A 17,887-nucleotide genomic window follows, 5' to 3' on the forward strand; every position below is an offset into this window, starting at 1 on the left:
TGCGCGTCCCGTATGACGCAGTTTATCGGCTTGGGTTCCCCGGTTTACGGGCGGTTGTGCAGAAAAGACACGCTACTCGCCACAACGATATTCACAGGAAAAACGCATCAACTCCTCGGTTCAACTGGTATTCGTGGCGCGCAGTCTCTATAATCTCGCGCAACCTTTTTTCCCCCTGAACTACTGAGTAAGCCACATCATTGCTGGCTGGGACACCATTCTATGAGCGAAAAATACGTTGTTACCTGGGATATGCTGCAAATGCAAGCGCGCAAACTGGCTCACCGCCTGCTGCCTGCCGATCAATGGAAAGGCATCATTGCCGTAAGCCGTGGCGGCCTGGTGCCTGCTTCGCTGCTGGCTCGCGAGCTGAGCATCCGTTATGTGGATACCGTCTGCATCTCCAGCTATGACCATGACAACCAGCGCGAAATGAAGGTGCTCAAGCGCGCCGAGGGCGATGGTGAAGGCTTTATCGTGGTTGACGATTTAGTGGATACCGGCGGCACCGCCAAAGCGATCCGCGACATGTACCCGAAAGCCCATTTCGTGACCATCTTCGCCAAGCCTGCTGGCCGCCCGCTGGTTGACGATTACGTGGTTGATATCCCGCAGGACACCTGGATCGAGCAGCCTTGGGATATGGCGGTGACCTTCGTGCCACCGATCGGCGGTCGTTAATCAGCCCCTGCTTCAAACGCCCGGTAATACCGGGCGTTGTTGTTTATGCAGCGGTTTCGTCAAATTCGGTAAATTCCCCGCCTTCTACCTCCAGAGTTAGGTACACTAGCACCTAGATATCCCGGCTATTCAGGCCTTGATGTAAGTCTTAGGAGGCTGTTGTTACCATGGCACAAGCCAACCTTTCCGAAGTACTGTTCAAACCCTCATTTAAACATGTCGAAACCTCGACGTTAGTCACCCGTGCCCATCATGCGGTAGGTGCCGATATGCACTCTGCCTTGGAGGGTGATACCGACGGCAACTGGTATCGTATGCTCAATCATCTGCTGTGGACCTGGCGCGGCACCGATCCGCTGGAAATCAGCGAAGTGTTGGCGCGCATTGCGGCCTCTAACGCAGAGCATAGCGACGATCACCTGCTGGATACCGTGGTCGGTTACCGAAACGGCAACTGGATCTACGAGTGGGTGCACCAGGGGATGCAGTGGCAGCAGCGGGCATTGGAGCAAAAAGATCCGCTGGTCGGTGGGCAGTATTGGCTGAATGCCGCCAATCTCTACAGCATTGCCGGTTATCCGCATCTGAAAGGGGATGAGCTGGCCGAGCAGGCAGAGGTGCTCTCCAATCGCGCCTATGAAGAGGCCGCACTGCTGTTGCCATACCAGCTTAAAGAGCTGGGGTTCGCCATTGAGGGGGGCAGTTCCATCACCGGCTTCCTGCATATGCCAGATAACGGCCAGGCACCTTACCCTACGGTACTGATGTGCGGCAGTCTGGATACCTTGCAGACCGATTACCACCGCCTGTTCCGTGATTATCTTGCGCCGCACGGCATTGCGATGCTGACCATCGATATGCCGTCCATCGGTTCATCCTATAAGTGGAAGCTGACGCAAGATTCCAGTTTCCTGCATCAGCAGGTGTTGGCTCAACTGCCTTCCGTGCCTTGGGTTGACCATACGCGTGTCAGCGCTTTCGGCTTCCGCTTTGGTGCCAACGTGGCGGTGCGCTTGGCTTATCTGGAGTCGCAGCGTTTGCGCGGTGTAGCCTGCGTAGGGCCGGTGGTGCATAGCCTGCTGTGTGAGTTGAAATGCCAGGACCACGTGCCGGATATGTATATGGACGTGCTGGCCAGCCGCATGGGTATGGCCAACGCCTCTGACAGCGTGTTGAAAACCGAGCTGAACCGCTATTCCCTGAAAACCCAGGGGCTGCTGGGCCGCCGTTGCCCAACGCCGATGCTGGCCGCCTATTGGGATGACGATCCGCTCAGCCCAAAAGAAGAGTCGCAGCTGATCGCGTCTTCTTCACTGAACGGCAAACTGATCGCCATCCCGCGTACGCCGGTTTATCAGAGTTTCCATCAATCTTTACTGAAAATTTGTGATTGGCTAAGAGATAAAATGCGCTAACTAGTTGCTAATTTTTAACAGTTTGTTAAAAAGGGTGAACTACATTGTGGAGGTTGAAAAATGACGCTACCGAGTGGCCACCCTAAAAGCCGACTAATGAAACGCTTTGCCAGCCTGGGCCCTTACCTGCGCGAAGGGCAATGTGAGAACGACCGCTTTTTCTTTGACTGCCTGGCGGTTTGCGTCAACGTCAAGCCAGCGCCGGAAAAGCGTGAGTTCTGGGGCTGGTGGATCGAACTGCAGGCCGATAATTCCCGTTTCACCTATAGCTACCACTTTGGTCTGTTTGATAAAGAAGGGCAGTGGAACGAGGAAAAGATTAAAGATGCTGAAGTGAAAGAGAAGCTGGAAACCACGCTGCGCGTCTTCCATCGTCGCCTGGGTGAACTGCTGACCACGATGGAGCTGACGCTGGAACCCGCCGATGATTTCAACGAGCAGCCGATAAAACTCTCTGCCTAGATCATTCCCCCAGATATTTACGCCGAAATCGCGTTGTGCCTGTTGGCATAACGCGTCTCTCCTGTTACAACGTCCTTTGCATTCCTTTTAACTCCAACGGCAGAACTATTATGAACGGCAGCCAGACATTGGTTGTGAAATTGGGCACCAGCGTGTTGACCGGCGGTTCGCTGCGTCTGAACCGTGCCCATATTGTCGAACTGGTGCGCCAATGCGCCCAGCAACATGCAGCGGGCCACCGCATCGTTATTGTGACCTCCGGGGCGATTGCTGCCGGGCGTGAACACCTGGGCTACCCTGAGCTGCCCGCCACCATCGCTTCCAAGCAGTTGCTGGCGGCGGTGGGGCAGAGCCGGCTGATCCAGCTATGGGAACAGCTGTTCTCGATCTATGGCATTCATATCGGGCAGATGCTGTTGACGCGTGCCGATCTGGAAGACCGCGAGCGCTTCCTCAACGCGCGTGACACCATGACCGCATTGCTGGATAACCGTATCGTTCCGGTCATCAATGAGAACGATGCCGTCGCCACCGCAGAAATCAAAGTCGGTGACAACGATAACCTGTCGGCGCTGGCTGCCATTTTGGCCGGGGCCGATAAACTGCTGTTGCTGACCGATCAGCAGGGTTTATATACCGCCGATCCGCGCAATAACCCGCAAGCCGAGTTGATCCGTGAAGTACATGGTGTCGACGATGCGCTGCGTGCCATTGCAGGCGACAGCGTTTCCGGTTTGGGTACCGGCGGAATGGGCACCAAGCTACAGGCGGCTGATGTGGCCTGCCGTGCGGGCATTGATGTAATTATCGCTGCCGGTAGCAAGCCGGGCGTGGTAGCCGATGTGATCGAAGGCAACCCGGTGGGCACCCGCTTCCATGCGCTGGAAACCCCGTTGGAGAACCGTAAACGCTGGATCTTTGGTGCGCCGCCTGCGGGTGAGATCACCGTTGACGATGGGGCGGTAGAAGCCATGATGGCCCGTGGCAGTTCACTGCTACCGAAGGGCATCCGCGATGTTAAAGGCGATTTCTCACGCGGTGAGGTGATCCGCATCCGCAATCTGGCGGGGCGCGATCTGGCTCATGGCGTCAGCCGTTATAACAGCGATGCAATGCGCATGATTGCCGGGCACCACTCGCAGCAAATCAGCGAGATCCTGGGCTATGAATATGGCCCGGTGGCCGTGCATCGCGACGATATGATCGTAAGTTAAGGAGTGAACATGCTCGAGCAGATGGGGAAGGCCGCCAAACAGGCTTCCTGGCAGTTGGCGGTACTGAGCACGGCGAAAAAGAACCAGGTGTTGGCGGTGATGGCCGACATGCTGGAAGCTCGCAGCGAAGAAATTCTACAGGCGAATGAGCAGGATATGGCTCAGGCCCGTGCCACCGGCATGAGTGAAGCTTTGTTGGATCGCCTGCTGTTAACTCCAGCGCGTCTGGCGGCGATTGCTAACGACGTGCGCCAGGTCTGTCGCCTGAGCGATCCCGTTGGCCACGTGCTGGATGGCAATCTGCTGGACAGCGGCCTGAAATTGGAGCGCCGCCGTGTGCCGCTCGGGGTGATTGGCGTGATCTATGAAGCGCGCCCCAACGTCACCATCGACGTCGCCAGCCTGTGCTTGAAAACCGGTAATGCGGTGATCTTGCGCGGTGGTAAAGAGACTCACCACACCAATCAGGCGACGGTGAAAGTGATCCAGCAAGCGCTGGAACAGTGTGGCCTGCCAGCGGCGGCGGTACAGGCGATTGAAAGTCCGGATCGTGAGTTGGTGAATGAACTGCTGCGCATGGATCGCTATGTAGACATGTTGATCCCACGAGGCGGTGCCGGGCTGCACAAGCTGTGCCGCGAGCAGTCAACCATTCCGGTGATTACCGGCGGTATTGGCGTGTGCCATATCTATGTGGACGACAGCGTGGACTACGATAAGGCGCTGACGGTCATCGAAAACGCCAAGATTCAGCGTCCAAGTGCCTGCAACTCGGTAGAAACCCTGTTGGTTAACCGCACTATCGCTAACAGCTTCCTGCCAGCGCTGAGCGCGCGTATGGCCGCCGTTGGGGTAACCTTGCACGCCAGCGATAACGCCATGCCGTTGTTGCAGGAAGGGTCGGCTAAGGTGGTCGCGGTTGCTGCGAAAGATTACGACGATGAGTGGCTATCGTTGGATTTGAACGTGACGCTGGTGGACGATATCGATCAGGCCATCGATCACATCCGCACCCACGGCACCAGCCATTCCGATGCCATTCTGACGCGCTCGCTGAGCAACGCCGAGTATTTCGTCCGTGCGGTGGATTCCTCCGCGGTATACGTCAATGCCAGCACCCGCTTTACCGATGGCGGCCAGTTTGGTTTGGGCGCGGAAGTCGCGGTCAGCACCCAGAAATTGCACGCCCGCGGCCCGATGGGGCTGGACGCGCTGACCACCTATAAGTGGATTGGCTACGGCGACGATTTGGTGCGCAGCTAGAGCTTTCGCTAGCCAGATTTGAACGATGTTTAAGGGCGCAGTGTGTAGATACTGCGCCCTTGTTGTCTCTGGCTATTGGTTCACTCGCGGTTTTTGATCACCGCGCCGTCAACGCAACCCCCCTCACATGTGTACATCACGTGGCGTTTAGGCGCTGTCGTCAACTGCGTCCGGACTTCCTCCGCCATGTCATCGTCGGGGGGGGACTCTAACCAACGGCGCATTGTCAGCCACATGGTCGCTTTCTTTACGGTCAATGGTCAAGGTAGAGATAGTGCATCCAGCTTGTCATGCGTAACAGCACCTTACGCATCACGGAAACATGGGTAAAGTGGTCGGAATACACCGCTACCTGAGCAAATATCCCATCTGGCAAGGCATCAACATCCGCATTCGGCTCTAACTCAATCACCGCTAGCACACCATCGGAACCCGGTATCATGCTCAATGATTGCAGGGTTCCCTGCGCCTGGTATGTCCCGCTGGGAACGACGGGAAGTATGCTGGTCAGTCTCCCCTGAAATACCTGGCCAGGTAGCGCATTGAAGACGATCTCGGCTTGATCGCCCGATTTCAGGCGTAACAGCGAATTTTGTCTGAATTGCGCGACGATTTGCCGTTTTTGTTGCGGGATAAACACCATTACCGGGCGTAGTGGTAGCGCCGCTGCGTAAGTTCCTGGGCGGATAAGCACCTGGGTCACATAACCATCACTGGGGGCGCGGACTACGGTCTGTTCGAGATTGTATTTGGCTTCCGTTAACTGGGCCCGGAGGCTGACTATCTGCGACTGTTCTCCGTTGACGACGCTGTTTAACTGGCTTTTAATCTGTGCCTGTTCAGCCAATGAGCTTTTCACCAGCGCATCCTGCGCCAGAAAATTTTGCCTGGCGTTATCAATATCACTTTCGGAGAACGGGTTTACCTTGGCCCGGCTCCCTTTAAGATAGCGTTGGTAGTCTTTATATAAACGATCGCGTTCGGCAATGATCCCCGAGGTATGGGCAACGGCCTCATCTAATTGCCCCTGGAGCACCTGGATGCTATGTACTGCTGTCATTAAATCGGCCTGTAGCCTATCGACACGCGCCTGGTATCGGGTGGGTTCTATTTTAAAAAGTACGTCACCTTTTTTTATAAAGGTATTCTGCTTATCAGTAACCTCACTGACAATGCCAGTCACCTGCGGCGTGATGGGAATAGAAACCACGGCCTTTTGCGCTTGAAAAGTGTAGGGGTGGTTATAATTCATTAATAAAATCAGGGCACCCACTAAAACAACGCCACCCAATGCTGCGGTAGGGACCGTCCATTTGTTTACCGGAATTTTAAATATTTTGAATATGCCGTAGGCCAGTGCGACATAGGTAAGAATAATGAGCAAGTCCATGGAGTTACTCCGCAGAAGATGTTTTAGTTTCGCTGATGTTTTGTTCCAGTTCGGTTATTCTTTGCTCTAAACGGGCAAATGGATCTTGCTGGCCTTGCATGCCCCAACCGCGCTCTGGCCGATACAACGTGGCCCATATCCATAAAAAGGGCCATATCACATGCAGAGTAAACAAACTGACCCAACCTGCGACATGGATCGCGTCCGCATGCGGATGATTGCGTGATTTCGCAATCAGATAAGGAATGTCATGGAGAATAATGATCCCGTAAAAAATGACGAGGAAGACAACAATGAGTACGCCTAACGCAAAGTAATTTAGGAACATGGTGGCCTCGGCTAAGTAAACTAACCCGACGGATTAGGTAAGAGCGCTATGGGGTGCGCCACCTTGTCTGCTAGGCGTGTATTAGTGGGTTATCATTGACTGTAGTGGATAATAATTTATGAATATTGATATTTTTCATCTACTTTGGCGGTACCCGCCGAAAATGACATGTCGGTAGATAAAACACCTACGGCAACGCTAAAAGGATGTTTTTTCATATATCTTCTCGGTGGGGAGAGGTCAGTTCATAAAATATAGCACCATCCAAAAAATCTGGCGGTATGAGAACATTTTTGTTGGCGAGTTATCAGCAACTTTTGTCGGTAACAGGGCTAAAATGGTAGTGTCTATGAACTAATTTCATAAGTTCTGTCCAAACTGGCAAGGTTTACGTCAACCAAGGGAATACGCATGCTGAAAGAAAACTTCAATGAGCTACAGGTGTTTCTCGTCGTGGCGAGGGAGCGAAGTTTTACCAAAGCGGCGGGTAAGCTGGGTGTTTCACAGTCTGCACTCAGCCACGCTATAAAGGCGCTGGAGGAGCGTTTAAACCTGCGTCTGCTAACTAGAACCACCCGCAGCGTTGCCCCCACGGAGGCGGGTGAGCGGATCATTGCCTGTCTCGAACCCCGTATTGCAGATCTTGAACAGGAGTTGGAAGCCCTCGTTCAACTGAATGGTTCTGCTTCCGGTAAGATCCGGCTTTCGGCGGGCGAACATGCGGTGCGCAGCCTGCTATGGCCAAAGCTAAAGCCGTTTCTACGGCAATACCCGGAAATCAACGTTGAGCTGGTGGTGGATAACGGCTTTGTCGATATTGTGGATGGGCGTTTCGATGCGGGAGTTCGCCTTGGCGAAAGCGTCGATAAGGACATGGTTGCCGTGAAGATCGGCCCGGATATGCGTATGGTGGTGGTAGGGGCGCCAGCGTATTTCGCCACCAACAGCATTCCGCAGACACCACATGAACTGCAGGATCATCGCTGCATTAATATGCGTTTACCTACCGCAGGCGGTTTATATCACTGGGAGTTTGAGAAAGCAGGTAAGCCGCTGCGCGTCAGGGTTGAGGGCCAACTGACGCTGAACTTGTTGTCGGAAAGAATAGACGCAGCGCTGTCAGGGTTTGGCCTTGCCTGCGTACCAGAGGATATGGTCCAGGGTTTGGTCAAATCCGGCGAACTCATTCAGGTGCTGCAAGAGTGGTGCCCTTCTTTCCCGGGTTACTACCTCTATTACCCAAGTAGAAAACAGCATCCTCCCGCGTTTGCTCTGTTGATTGATGCGTTGCGCCATGGTGATTGAATGGCTTGCGGGAAACCGCAAGCCAGAGTAAACCTTAACGGCCCACGCGAGCCTGTATGGCGGCCGGATAACGTTCACCCACGATTTTTACCTTCTCCAGCGCTTGAGAGATTTTGAGCAAATCATTCTGGGAAAGAATGAGATCTGCGGCCCCCAGATTCTCTTGCAGCCGATGTAGTTTGGTTGTACCAGGGATGGGCACAATCCACGGTTTTTGTGCCAGTAGCCAGGCCAGAGCAATTTGCGCTGACGTCACGCCTTTCTCTGCGGCAAGGATTGCCAGCAGGCTGACCAACTGCTCATTCGCTTCCAGCGCCTCTGCGGCGAAACGCGGCACCTTGCTGCGGAAATCATCCTCACCGAAGGTCGTTCCGGCCTTGATGGCTCCGGTCAAAAAGCCTTTGCCTAATGGGCTGAATGGCACAAATCCAATACCCAACTCTTCCAGTACCGGCAGGATGTCCTGCTCAGGTTGGCGCCACCACATTGAGTATTCACTCTGTAGGGCGGTAACCGGCTGTACCGCATGAGCGCGGCGAATGGTTTGTACGCCAGCCTCTGACAGGCCGAAGTGTTTGACCTTGCCTTCAGCAATCAGATCTTTCACGGTGCCCGCAACGTCTTCAATGGGCACATCGGGATCGACGCGGTGTTGATACAACAGATCGATCACGTCGGTTTTAAGCCTACGCAATGAGCCTTCCACCGCCTGGCGGATATGCTCCGGGCGGCTGTTTAAAATCTGCTGTTTGTTGTCATCACCAAAGGTAAAGCCAAATTTAGTGGCGATGACGACCCGATCGCGCAAGGGTTTTAAGGCTTCGCCGACCACTTCTTCATTCAGATACGGGCCGTACACTTCAGCGGTATCGAAAAAGGTCACGCCACGTTCAACGGCAGCGCGGATCAGTTCGACGGCCTGACGCGTATCCGTTGCCGGGCCGTAGCCGAAGCTTAACCCCATACAGCCCAGGCCCAGCGCTGATACTTCCAGCCCGGACTTACCGAGATAACGTGTTTGCATTCGGGAGTTTCTCCTATTTTATGTCGTTAAACGTCGAGTTTGCGGCCAGCCAGCCATTCCACCATTGCCGGATCGCGATGCGAGAAGAAAGCACTGGTCGCGGTGTCGAGGGCGGTAATTTGCAGCATATCGTCTGGGCTGAGTTCGAAGTCGAGGATGTTGATGTTCTCAGCCATCCGGGATGGACGTACCGATTTAGCCAGGGAAACGATGCCGCGCTGGAAGATCCAGCGCAACACCACCTGACCCACGCTTTTGCCATACTTTGCGCCAATAGCGGCTAGTTGCCGATGTTGGAACAGACCATTTTTGCCTTCCGCAAAAGGGGCCCAGGCCTCTGGCTGAATGCCACGGCTTTGCATCCAAGGCACCGCGTGCAACTGTTGGTTGGACGGGTTCACTTCAATCTGATTGACTGCCGGCGTCATATGGTTAAAGGCGATAAGATCGGCCAGGCGATCCGGATGGAAATTGCTGACGCCAATAGCGCGAATTTTCCCCGCCTGGTGCAATTCCTCCATGGCACGCCACGCGCCATGAACATCTCCGTAGGGTTGGTGGATCAGATAAAGATCAACATAGTCCAGTTGCAGGCGATTCAGTGAGCGCTCAAACTGCGCTTTTGCGCCTTCATAGCTGGTGTCCTGTAACCAGAGTTTAGTGGTGATAAACAGCTGGTCGCGCGCCATACCGCTTTGCTTAAGAGCGTTGCCAACCTGCGTTTCATTCTGGTAGGAAGCCGCGGTATCAATGAGTCGATAACCCGTTTCGATGGCGTCAAGAACGGCGCGCTCGCACTCTGCGGCATCCGTCATCTGGAAGACACCAAAGCCCACCTGGGGCATGGTAATACCGTTGTTCAGTTTTACTGTTTGCATGACGTTACCCTTCACTGTGGTGTGTGAAAAGCTTAGCGCAGAGTGATTTATTTGATTAGAGGGAGTAATTCGCTAGGGTTAATTAGCAGAGTTCATTAATAAGCGAATGAACCCTGCTGTTTGGGCTACTGCAGATTTTTTGTTTGCAGGAATTGGCTGACCTGGTCGGCAATCTGGACATTATTCAGGTCTGAGAAGGGGAAGTGTGTATTCCCTTTGATGCCGATCTCAGGCAAATGGATCACCGTAACATCACCACCGTGTTTGTTGACCACATCACGCCACTGGCGGGCCATCGCCAGCCGGACACGCCAACTGTCCTGTGCGGGCATGGCGACGGGTTTATCAGGAATATTATCGCCGTAAAAAATCAGGATCGGGATTTTGGTCAGCGCCATGAACTGCTCCATTGGCACGGGTTCACCTTTCAGCGTATCAAACGCGCTGGGCATCGGTGCAGGCAGCTCATTTTCGGGGAAGACAAAGCTGCTACCTGGCTCAAAGGCCACGATGGCTTTCACCTTGCTGTTTTTTATCGCGGTATACCAGCCTGGCCCGCCCCCCTGCGAGTGGGTAAACAGGATTGCCGAACCCGCTTTATCTACTACTGCCGACATGGCATCGGCAATGACATTGATATCGAAAGGCCCGGTGTTCGGCGTCATCTGGCGGAAATACTGATCCAGCGCTGCCGTATCGTGAGAAAACTGAACGCCTTGAAAATAGTCAGGCCAGACCCCGATGCGGAATTGATTGAACCACATCTGCTCATCCGGTTTTGGCGTCACGGTGCCTTCAACCGTGGTGCGCCCGGCGCTACCCCGACGCGGTTGATCGACCAGATAAGTGGAGAAACCGCGGCGCAGGAAAATATTTTGAAAGCCTTCGCGGCCATCCGGCGTGCTTTCCCAGGTACGGGAGAACTGCCCCGCACCATGCAGCATGATCAGCGGATATTTATGCGGGTTTTCCGGGATTTGATAAAATACCGCGGCATGATCGCCGTGATAAGTCTGACCGGCAGGATCCATTGGTTTTTTGGCGTCAAATTTTCCTGGGGCAGTAATGATTGTGCCACCGGCAGAAAAACTTCCTTGCTCTTTAATCACCAGCGGTTCGGCATAAACAGACTGGGCAGCAAGGCCGCCCGCCACCATGCAGAACACCAGCGTTTTCAACAGTGTCTTCAAGGCTATTTCCTCTATTTGTGTTTGCACCGCCATCATAGCTGAGTTGATCCAGAGGATTATTAAGCCCCATTGAATGCCCTTATCTGTGGCGTTCATTAATGGGGTTGAACCGCAACTATCTCTTTATTACTTCACGTTAGAGTGCCTGTTGTAGTGCAAACTCAGCCCGTGTCGTGGCATCATTTTCACCGTGCCTGCGGCTTTGTTGAATCAATAGGATTTAGATAACAGCTCCTCCTGTCTGTCATTTTCTCAGGCAATCCGTACACTTTCTGGCATGCCTGTACGCGTCATAATGATTCATGATTACGCAGATCCACGTTAGAGAAAACCATGCAGAATAAATAGCATTATTGGACGTTTTTCGTCTTGAACAATGTCACACTATTTTGCGCAATGCCGAGGTGTGAATATATTGCCGGACGCGCCTGTGTGGCCAAGACGCAGTTTTCTTTCTTGCGACGAAATGGGCTTAGCCGCCGTTGCTACGCGGCGTATCGGGACAACGTTTGTCGCTTTTTTGAATAGTGGAGGAAAATAAAACATATATGAAAATTCAAATGTGTATTTGACTTAAAAACGCTGGCGAGTATGATTTGTTCACTGATCGTAGTGGAGAGACCGATGGCCCTGACTTCCTTGCAACTGTTCAAAATCCTGTCGGACGAAACCCGTTTGGGTATCGTATTGTTGCTCAAACAGCTGGGTGAACTGTGCGTTTGCGATCTCTGCACTGGGCTGGAAGAGTCGCAACCCAAGATCTCACGCCACTTGGCAATGCTCAGAGAGTGCGGGTTGCTGCTGGATCGTAAGCAGGGGAAGTGGGTGCATTATCGTCTTTCCCCGCATATTCCTGCCTGGGCAGCCCTGGTAGTAGAACAAGCCTGGTTGAGCCAACAGGATGAAGTCCAGACTAGGGCACGTAAGCTGGCAGCGGCGAATTGCTCCAGCGATGGCAAAACCCTGTGTAGCTAAATTTTTTGTTCGTACACATATGAAAATAAATATATAAATCTTGAGGTGGTAAGTATGTTATTGGCTGGGGCGATATTTATCCTGACCATTGTGCTGGTGATCTGGCAGCCCAAAGGGTTAGGAATTGGGTGGAGTGCCACACTTGGTGCGGGGCTGGCCTTGATCACCGGAGTAGTACAGATTGCCGATATTCCGGTGGTGTGGAATATTGTCTGGAATGCCACAGCGACCTTTATCGCCGTGATCATTATCAGCCTGCTGCTTGATGAGTCTGGCTTTTTCGAATGGGCTGCGTTACATGTCTCCCGTTGGGGAAACGGGCGGGGACGTTTGCTGTTCACCTACATCGTTTTGCTAGGCGCGACCGTGGCGGCCTTGTTTGCCAATGATGGCGCGGCGTTGATCCTTACCCCTATTGTGATCGCCATGCTGTTGGCGCTCGGGTTCAGTAAAGGTACCACGTTGGCGTTTGTCATGGCTGCCGGGTTTATTGCCGATACCGCCAGCCTGCCGCTGATTGTGTCCAATCTGGTCAATATCGTTTCGGCAGACTTCTTTGATCTGGGGTTCACGCAATATGCTTCGGTGATGGTACCTGTCGATATCGCTGCGATTATCGCGACGCTGGTGATGCTGCACCTGTTCTTTCGCAAGGACATCCCGCCGACCTATGATCTTGAACGACTGAAACAACCGGCGAAAGCCATTAAAGATCCGGCCACGTTCAAAACCGGCTGGGTGGTATTAATCCTGCTGTTGGTCGGCTTCTTTGTGCTGGAGCCGCTCGGCATTCCGGTCAGCGCTATTGCTGCTGTGGGGGCAGTGATCTTGTTTGCTGTGGCCAAAAGAGGTCATGCCATCAATACCGGGAAGGTACTGCGTGGTGCGCCTTGGCAGATCGTCATTTTCTCGCTAGGGATGTATCTGGTGGTTTATGGCCTGCGCAACGCCGGGCTGACGGAATACCTTTCCGGCGTGCTGAACCTACTGGCGGATTATGGGTTATGGGCCGCCACGCTTGGTACTGGCTTCATGACCGCGTTCCTGTCATCCATTATGAATAATATGCCAACGGTGCTGATTGGCGCGCTGTCCATTGAGGGGAGTGCTGCGTCAGGAGTGATTAAGGAGGCCATGATTTATGCCAACGTTATTGGCTGCGATCTGGGGCCAAAAATCACGCCGATTGGCAGCTTGGCAACGTTGCTCTGGTTGCATGTCTTGTCACAGAAGAACATGACGATCACCTGGGGATATTACTTCCGTACCGGAATCATCATGACCGTACCTGTGTTGTTGGTCACGCTGACGGCCTTGGCGTTACGTCTATCCATCACTTTGTAGCGAGGAACATCCATGATCACGATTTACCACAACCCGGCCTGCGGCACCTCGCGTAATACGCTGGCGCTGATTCGCAACAGCGGTACAGAACCAACGATCGTCCATTATCTGGAGACACCACCCAGCCGTGCTGAACTGGTGAAACTCATTGCAGACATGGGGATCAGCGTGCGGGCCTTGTTGCGCAATAACGTGGAGCCCTACGAGCAGTTAGGGCTGGCAGCAGATGTATTCACCGATGAGCAACTGATCGACTTTATGTTGCAACACCCGATTCTGATTAACCGGCCGATTGTGGTGACGCCGCTGGGGACCCGCCTATGCCGCCCCTCCGAAACGGTGCTTGATATCCTACCTAATCCGCAAATAGGGGCATTGGCCAAAGAGGACGGCGAACAGATTGTTGATGGCTTCGGCAAACGGATTAAGTAAATCAGGAGGCGCGCCAGCGCCTCTCAATTGTCCCTGTTTATCAACCCGCCTTGGCCGTATTAAACGGCGGCTTGGCGAACCAAACCAGTAGGGTCAGCATCAAGAACACCCCGGCAGAGAGATAGAAAATATCGTTCGCCGACATCAGCAGGCCCTGCTGGGTAATTTGATCGTTGATATAGGTTGCGGCTTGCTGCTGCTATCCCGTTCATTATCTATGCGCTGCATTGCTGCACCCTTTAATATAATCAACAACCCATTCAGCAATATCCCCCAACACCTCCTTTTTTGCCCAGTTTAACGCCCAGTCATTGACCAATGACAAGGCGGCACGGGCGTCAGCTTCTTTATAATCAGGCCCGTTTGTCTTCTCACTGGTGTGGACCCATGGCTTATCAACTGAATCTGAACTGGCCCGAATTTTTAGAGAAATACTGGCAAAAACAGCCTGTAGTATTAAGAAATGCCTTCCCGAACTTCGTCGATCCGATCACCCCTGACGAGTTGGCCGGTCTGGCGATGGAGGTTGAGGTAGACAGCCGCCTGGTCAGCCAAACCCATGGTCAATGGCAGGCCAGCCACGGGCCGTTCGAGCATTTTGATAACCTGGGTGAAACCGGCTGGTCGTTGTTGGCTCAGGCGGTTAACCATTGGCATGCCCCGTCAGCTGAACTGGTGCGCCCGTTCCGTGTGCTGCCGGACTGGCGTTTAGACGATCTGATGATCTCGTTCTCGGTACCTGGCGGCGGTGTTGGGCCACATATCGATCAGTACGATGTGTTTATCATCCAGGGGATGGGGAGCCGCCGCTGGCGCGTGGGTGACAAACTGCCGCTGAAGCAGTTTTGCCCGCATCCGGCGCTGCTGCACGTGGAACCTTTCGAGCCGATTATCGATGAGGATCTGGAGCCGGGCGATATCTTGTATATTCCACCGGGCTTCCCGCACGACGGTTTTACCCACCAAACCGCGCTTAACTACTCCGTTGGCTTCAGAGGCCCTAACGGCAGGGATTTAATCAGTAGCTTTGCGGACTATGCGTTGGAAAACGATCTTGGGGGTGAGCACTACAGCGATCCTGATTTAACCTGTCGGGAACATCCAGGCCGGGTTGAAGAGTATGAGCTCGATCGCCTGCGCAGCATGATGACCGAGATGATTAATCAGCCGGAAGATTTTAAACAGTGGTTTGGTCGCTTCGTGACGACGCCGCGCCACGAGTTGGATATCGCCCCAGCGCAACCGCCTTACGAACAGGGTGAGGTGATTGAAGCGTTGATGGATGGTGCGGTTCTGACTCGCCTGAGTGGTTTAAGAGTGCTGGAGGTGGGCGGCAGCTTCTTTATCAACAGCGAACGCCTGGATACCGTCGAGCCTAAAGCTGCCGATGCCTTATGCCGCTACACTCTGCTTGGTAAAGCAGAGTTGGGTGGGGCATTGCAAAACCCGGCGTTCGTTGCAGAGTTAACTGGCCTGGTTAATCAGGGCTACTGGTTCTTCGACGAATAATCGTGCATTCACCCCAGGCAACGGCGCAAGCCGTTGCCTGGGGGTAATTAATCCACTAACACGCGCTTATTGGTCGCGCCCCAAAGGATCGACATCTCGGTAAACAGCGCACCGCTGATGTCTTCGACTTCGGTTGCGGTGATTTCGGTGTTACCCTGCTTGCCGAAGAACACCACCTCATCACCAGGATTGACGTTTTTCAGCCCGGTCACATCCACCATCACGGTGTTCATTGAGGTTTTACCCACCACCGGCACCCGCTGCCCCTGGATCAGTACATGACCGGCATTGCTAAACACGCGGCGATAGCCGTCTGCATAACCCACCGGGATATTGGCCAATATCGAATCACGTTTCAGCGTGTAGGTGCGATCGTAGCCGACGGTATTGCCTTTAGGGTAATGGTTGAGTGCCGCAATCGAAGATTTGAAGGTCATCACGCGTTTATAGTCGTTACTGGCAATGGTATCGCCATAAAACACCCCACCAACGCGCACCATATCGAGCCAGGACTCCGGCACGGTGAGGGTAGCGAAGGTATTGGCAACGTGTAAGGTCACGTCGCTGCGTTTGATCCCGGTAATGTCCAGCACCTGCTGGGACTGCTCCTTGAAGCGGGCGAGATCCTTGCGCACCGCCGCCGCATCTTCCTCAGGATAGTGGGACATGATGCCGACCATTTTCAGATGAGGTAATTTCGCGATGGCTTTGGCTTGCGCCAATCCGGCCACTTCGCTGACTTCCAGGCCGTTGCGTGACATGCCGCCAGAGTTCAGTGCTAAATGGAAGCGCAGCGTTTTCCCCTGCTGAGCGGCGATGGCATCCAGGCGTTTAGCCATCTCCAGATTGCCGATCAGCTCTTCGGTATCATAGTCGGTAGCCTGGCGCATCTCCGCTTCGGTGGCATTGCGCACGCGCATCAGGCGCCCTTTAAAGCCGAGTTCGCGCACGGTTTGCAGTTCTTGATTACTGGCCACCCCAATACACTGTACGTGGTTCTTTATCATTACGGGTGTGACCAGAGAAAGGTCGTGCCCGTAAGCATCCCCTTTCAGAATGGCGCAGAGCGTGGTTTTATCGCCCAGCAGTTGCTGAATTTTGTGAGTGTTGTATTCCAGCGCACTTTGCGAGATTTCCAGCCGGGCATTGCTTACCACCGCAGGTGAATTTTTAGCCGTGGCGGCGATGGCCTGCGCGGAATTGGTGCCGGTGGGTTGATGACAAGCCACCAACGTTAATAGCGGAATTAAGACTAAATGGCGTAAATGCAGCGGCATATTTCCTTCCTGGTGAAATAAAAAATAGTTTTTTTTGCCTTAATCAGTTTTTTATCTGATTTGATGGCGAGTGTGGCTGCGCGATCAGCGGTATTCAATAAATGACAAAAAGTAAACTTTGTCAAATTGTGTTCACTACCTATAGGGCAGATAGGTCAATAGCCGTAAGTCATCGTGCTGCGGGTGGGGTCATGCAGAACACCGACATGCCATCCCTAAGGGCCGAATCGGGTATTTATGAGCTAAATGGACGTAGATACATGATCTCCCATCTATTTTTGGTTTAAAGTGTAAATATAAATAAGTACCGTTTTTTGTTGTTATTAATATTGCTATTTATGTTGTTAAATGGCTTTATTTATTGTTATATAATTTACTTATAACTTCATTAACCGCAAGGATGATTCTTGTTTTGTATTAAGGCAATTCCAGAATGTGGGTTGGATAAATGTTTAATGTTGACTGTAAGTTTGTTTAATAACTATAATTTTTTCTCTTTAAGATGAGTCTTGGCTTGTCAATAAAGGATGGTTTATTAAATAGCCGCAAGGCTAATTTTGGTACTCACTATAAGGATATGAATATGAAAAAATTAAACGCATCAGAAGTTTCAAATGTTGTTGGCGGTAATGTGACCAACTGTGTTGTTTCATATGAACAGAATACCACAGGTACCGGTGCTACTTTGGTCAAGAATTGCCGTAAAGTGACCACCTGTAAAGGCAAATTCGGTGAATCTGTTACTCGTGTTCCAGCCGATCTGGTTAGCTGCGGTCTTTAATCGCAAGTAATCGTTAAGGTATGGCACTATGGATGGTGTCGTACCTTTCATTTTCTCTAAATATTCTCTTCTTCTCTTTCTACGATTATTTATATCCATTATCCCCGCGACGAAAATTATATCCTAGGTGTAGTTTGTGATCACTGTATCAAACCCTCTTATGTTATTGGTTTGTTATTTTTCCTCTCTGGCTGATGCTCAAATAGCCGCAGCTACCGGGGCATACTGCTCAGTACGATAAGCCTGTTCTTTTTGTTACTTATGTTTCAATGAGTTAATCATGGCAGTGTCTACACGGTTGGTTAATGTCAGTTTTGAACAGTGGTTAGATCAAATCAATTCTGCCTGTGGCCGGTTTTGTGCCACTTGGGGTTGCCGGTGCAATACAGGAGTACCACTCCCATGCATTACGCCTGAGC

17 protein-coding genes and 2 pseudogenes are annotated in these 17,887 nt (G+C 52.7%); 11 read left to right on the forward strand and 8 right to left on the reverse strand.

Going from position 1 to position 17,887, the window contains the following annotated elements:
- The first annotated feature begins 222 nt into the window (after positions 1 to 222).
- The 5 genes from gpt to proA all read left to right on the forward strand — a co-directional run bounded on the left by gpt (position 223) and on the right by proA (position 5,035).
- A complete protein-coding gene (gene gpt / locus KAJ71_RS04580) occupies positions 223 to 681 on the forward strand; it encodes a xanthine phosphoribosyltransferase (RefSeq protein ID WP_021805588.1) in 459 nt (152 codons plus the stop codon).
- Between the two features lie 167 nt (positions 682 to 848).
- Positions 849 to 2,096 (forward strand): esterase FrsA, encoded by a 1,248-nt coding sequence (gene frsA / locus KAJ71_RS04585; protein ID WP_248944597.1) that lies wholly within the window; start codon positions 849 to 851, stop codon positions 2,094 to 2,096.
- Between the two features lie 60 nt (positions 2,097 to 2,156).
- On the forward strand, positions 2,157 to 2,558 hold the full coding sequence (crl, locus tag KAJ71_RS04590) for a sigma factor-binding protein Crl (protein WP_248944598.1): 402 nt from the start codon (positions 2,157 to 2,159) through the stop codon (positions 2,556 to 2,558).
- Positions 2,559 to 2,668: 110 nt separating this feature from the next.
- Positions 2,669 to 3,772 (forward strand): glutamate 5-kinase, encoded by a 1,104-nt coding sequence (gene proB, locus KAJ71_RS04595; RefSeq protein ID WP_021805585.1) that lies wholly within the window; start codon positions 2,669 to 2,671, stop codon positions 3,770 to 3,772.
- A gap of 9 nt (positions 3,773 to 3,781) precedes the next feature.
- Complete coding sequence (gene proA, locus KAJ71_RS04600; RefSeq protein ID WP_248944599.1) at positions 3,782 to 5,035, forward strand: glutamate-5-semialdehyde dehydrogenase; 1,254 nt, start codon at positions 3,782 to 3,784, stop codon at positions 5,033 to 5,035.
- A gap of 80 nt (positions 5,036 to 5,115) precedes the next feature.
- Here proA and KAJ71_RS04605 read toward each other — a convergent pair.
- The 3 genes and pseudogenes from KAJ71_RS04605 to KAJ71_RS04615 form a co-directional block, all read right to left on the reverse strand.
- A pseudogene (locus tag KAJ71_RS04605) lies at positions 5,116 to 5,280 on the reverse strand (hypothetical protein); the annotation flags it as partial.
- An 8-nt stretch (positions 5,281 to 5,288) separates the two neighbouring features.
- On the reverse strand, positions 5,289 to 6,425 hold the full coding sequence (locus KAJ71_RS04610; RefSeq protein ID WP_248944600.1) for an HlyD family secretion protein: 1,137 nt from the start codon (positions 6,423 to 6,425) through the stop codon (positions 5,289 to 5,291).
- Positions 6,426 to 6,429: 4 nt separating this feature from the next.
- Positions 6,430 to 6,753 carry a DUF3302 domain-containing protein gene (locus KAJ71_RS04615; protein ID WP_248944601.1) on the reverse strand — a complete coding sequence of 108 codons (324 nt, stop codon included), beginning with the start codon at positions 6,751 to 6,753 and terminating at the stop codon, positions 6,430 to 6,432.
- 411 nt (positions 6,754 to 7,164) lie between these two features.
- Between KAJ71_RS04615 and KAJ71_RS04620 the strand changes: the two genes are divergently transcribed.
- Positions 7,165 to 8,058, forward strand: a complete 894-nt coding sequence (locus tag KAJ71_RS04620) for a LysR family transcriptional regulator (RefSeq protein WP_248944602.1) — start codon at positions 7,165 to 7,167, stop codon at positions 8,056 to 8,058.
- A 34-nt stretch (positions 8,059 to 8,092) separates the two neighbouring features.
- Here the strand turns inward: KAJ71_RS04620 and KAJ71_RS04625 are convergent, their stop codons facing one another.
- The 3 genes from KAJ71_RS04625 to KAJ71_RS04635 form a co-directional block, all read right to left on the reverse strand.
- Positions 8,093 to 9,082: an aldo/keto reductase gene (locus tag KAJ71_RS04625; RefSeq protein WP_248944603.1), complete on the reverse strand. Its 990-nt coding sequence runs from the start codon at positions 9,080 to 9,082 to the stop codon at positions 8,093 to 8,095.
- A gap of 26 nt (positions 9,083 to 9,108) precedes the next feature.
- On the reverse strand, positions 9,109 to 9,960 hold the full coding sequence (locus KAJ71_RS04630; protein ID WP_248944604.1) for an aldo/keto reductase: 852 nt from the start codon (positions 9,958 to 9,960) through the stop codon (positions 9,109 to 9,111).
- A gap of 125 nt (positions 9,961 to 10,085) precedes the next feature.
- A complete protein-coding gene (locus KAJ71_RS04635; RefSeq protein WP_248944605.1) occupies positions 10,086 to 11,150 on the reverse strand; it encodes an alpha/beta hydrolase in 1,065 nt (354 codons plus the stop codon).
- Between the two features lie 624 nt (positions 11,151 to 11,774).
- Between KAJ71_RS04635 and KAJ71_RS04640 the strand changes: the two genes are divergently transcribed.
- From KAJ71_RS04640 to arsC, 3 genes are read left to right on the forward strand one after another with little or no spacing between them, the layout of a single operon-like run.
- Positions 11,775 to 12,125, forward strand: a complete 351-nt coding sequence (locus KAJ71_RS04640; protein WP_248944606.1) for a transcriptional regulator — start codon at positions 11,775 to 11,777, stop codon at positions 12,123 to 12,125.
- Positions 12,126 to 12,179: 54 nt separating this feature from the next.
- The gene (locus KAJ71_RS04645) at positions 12,180 to 13,469 is read left to right on the forward strand and encodes an arsenic transporter (RefSeq protein ID WP_248944607.1); all 1,290 of its coding nucleotides are present in this window, start codon (positions 12,180 to 12,182) and stop codon (positions 13,467 to 13,469) included.
- Between the two features lie 12 nt (positions 13,470 to 13,481).
- Entirely contained in the window at positions 13,482 to 13,901 is a 420-nt protein-coding gene (gene arsC, locus KAJ71_RS04650) for a glutaredoxin-dependent arsenate reductase (protein ID WP_248944608.1), read from the forward strand.
- Positions 13,902 to 13,941: 40 nt separating this feature from the next.
- Here the strand turns inward: arsC and KAJ71_RS04655 are convergent.
- Positions 13,942 to 14,100 (reverse strand): annotated as a pseudogene (locus KAJ71_RS04655) (MFS transporter); the annotation flags it as partial.
- A gap of 188 nt (positions 14,101 to 14,288) precedes the next feature.
- On the opposite strand from KAJ71_RS04655, the gene KAJ71_RS04660 reads away from it, so the two are divergent.
- Entirely contained in the window at positions 14,289 to 15,410 is a 1,122-nt protein-coding gene (locus KAJ71_RS04660) for a ribosomal protein uL16 3-hydroxylase (RefSeq protein ID WP_248944609.1), read from the forward strand.
- A gap of 47 nt (positions 15,411 to 15,457) precedes the next feature.
- On the opposite strand, the gene alr is transcribed toward KAJ71_RS04660, so the two are convergent.
- Positions 15,458 to 16,687: an alanine racemase gene (alr, locus tag KAJ71_RS04665; protein WP_248944610.1), complete on the reverse strand. Its 1,230-nt coding sequence runs from the start codon at positions 16,685 to 16,687 to the stop codon at positions 15,458 to 15,460.
- A 583-nt stretch (positions 16,688 to 17,270) separates the two neighbouring features.
- Between alr and KAJ71_RS04670 the strand changes: the two genes are divergently transcribed.
- A complete protein-coding gene (locus KAJ71_RS04670; RefSeq protein ID WP_248944611.1) occupies positions 17,271 to 17,468 on the forward strand; it encodes a DUF4762 family protein in 198 nt (65 codons plus the stop codon).
- The last annotated feature ends 419 nt before the right edge of the window (positions 17,469 to 17,887 follow it).

Origin of the sequence: Serratia silvae (genome assembly GCF_023282985.1) — a bacterium.
GTDB lineage: Bacteria > Pseudomonadota > Gammaproteobacteria > Enterobacterales > Enterobacteriaceae > Chania > Chania silvae.

What these genes read in the sequence shown, in the direction of transcription:
- crl (WP_248944598.1), top strand. Translation starts at nt 2,157, where the DNA reads ATGACGCTACCGAGTGGCCACCCTAAAAGCCGACTAATGAAACGCTTT.
- proB (WP_021805585.1), top strand. Translation starts at nt 2,669, where the DNA reads ATGAACGGCAGCCAGACATTGGTTGTGAAATTGGGCACCAGCGTGTTG.
- gpt (WP_021805588.1), top strand. Translation starts at nt 223, where the DNA reads ATGAGCGAAAAATACGTTGTTACCTGGGATATGCTGCAAATGCAAGCG.
- KAJ71_RS04640 (WP_248944606.1), top strand. Translation starts at nt 11,775, where the DNA reads ATGGCCCTGACTTCCTTGCAACTGTTCAAAATCCTGTCGGACGAAACC.
- KAJ71_RS04660 (WP_248944609.1), top strand. Translation starts at nt 14,289, where the DNA reads ATGGCTTATCAACTGAATCTGAACTGGCCCGAATTTTTAGAGAAATAC.
- arsC (WP_248944608.1), top strand. Translation starts at nt 13,482, where the DNA reads ATGATCACGATTTACCACAACCCGGCCTGCGGCACCTCGCGTAATACG.
- KAJ71_RS04645 (WP_248944607.1), top strand. Translation starts at nt 12,180, where the DNA reads ATGTTATTGGCTGGGGCGATATTTATCCTGACCATTGTGCTGGTGATC.
- KAJ71_RS04625 (WP_248944603.1), bottom strand. Translation starts at nt 9,082, where the DNA reads ATGCAAACACGTTATCTCGGTAAGTCCGGGCTGGAAGTATCAGCGCTG.
- proA (WP_248944599.1), top strand. Translation starts at nt 3,782, where the DNA reads ATGCTCGAGCAGATGGGGAAGGCCGCCAAACAGGCTTCCTGGCAGTTG.
- KAJ71_RS04670 (WP_248944611.1), top strand. Translation starts at nt 17,271, where the DNA reads ATGAAAAAATTAAACGCATCAGAAGTTTCAAATGTTGTTGGCGGTAAT.
- frsA (WP_248944597.1), top strand. Translation starts at nt 849, where the DNA reads ATGGCACAAGCCAACCTTTCCGAAGTACTGTTCAAACCCTCATTTAAA.
- KAJ71_RS04610 (WP_248944600.1), bottom strand. Translation starts at nt 6,425, where the DNA reads ATGGACTTGCTCATTATTCTTACCTATGTCGCACTGGCCTACGGCATA.
- KAJ71_RS04620 (WP_248944602.1), top strand. Translation starts at nt 7,165, where the DNA reads ATGCTGAAAGAAAACTTCAATGAGCTACAGGTGTTTCTCGTCGTGGCG.
- alr (WP_248944610.1), bottom strand. Translation starts at nt 16,687, where the DNA reads ATGCCGCTGCATTTACGCCATTTAGTCTTAATTCCGCTATTAACGTTG.
- KAJ71_RS04615 (WP_248944601.1), bottom strand. Translation starts at nt 6,753, where the DNA reads ATGTTCCTAAATTACTTTGCGTTAGGCGTACTCATTGTTGTCTTCCTC.
- KAJ71_RS04630 (WP_248944604.1), bottom strand. Translation starts at nt 9,960, where the DNA reads ATGCAAACAGTAAAACTGAACAACGGTATTACCATGCCCCAGGTGGGC.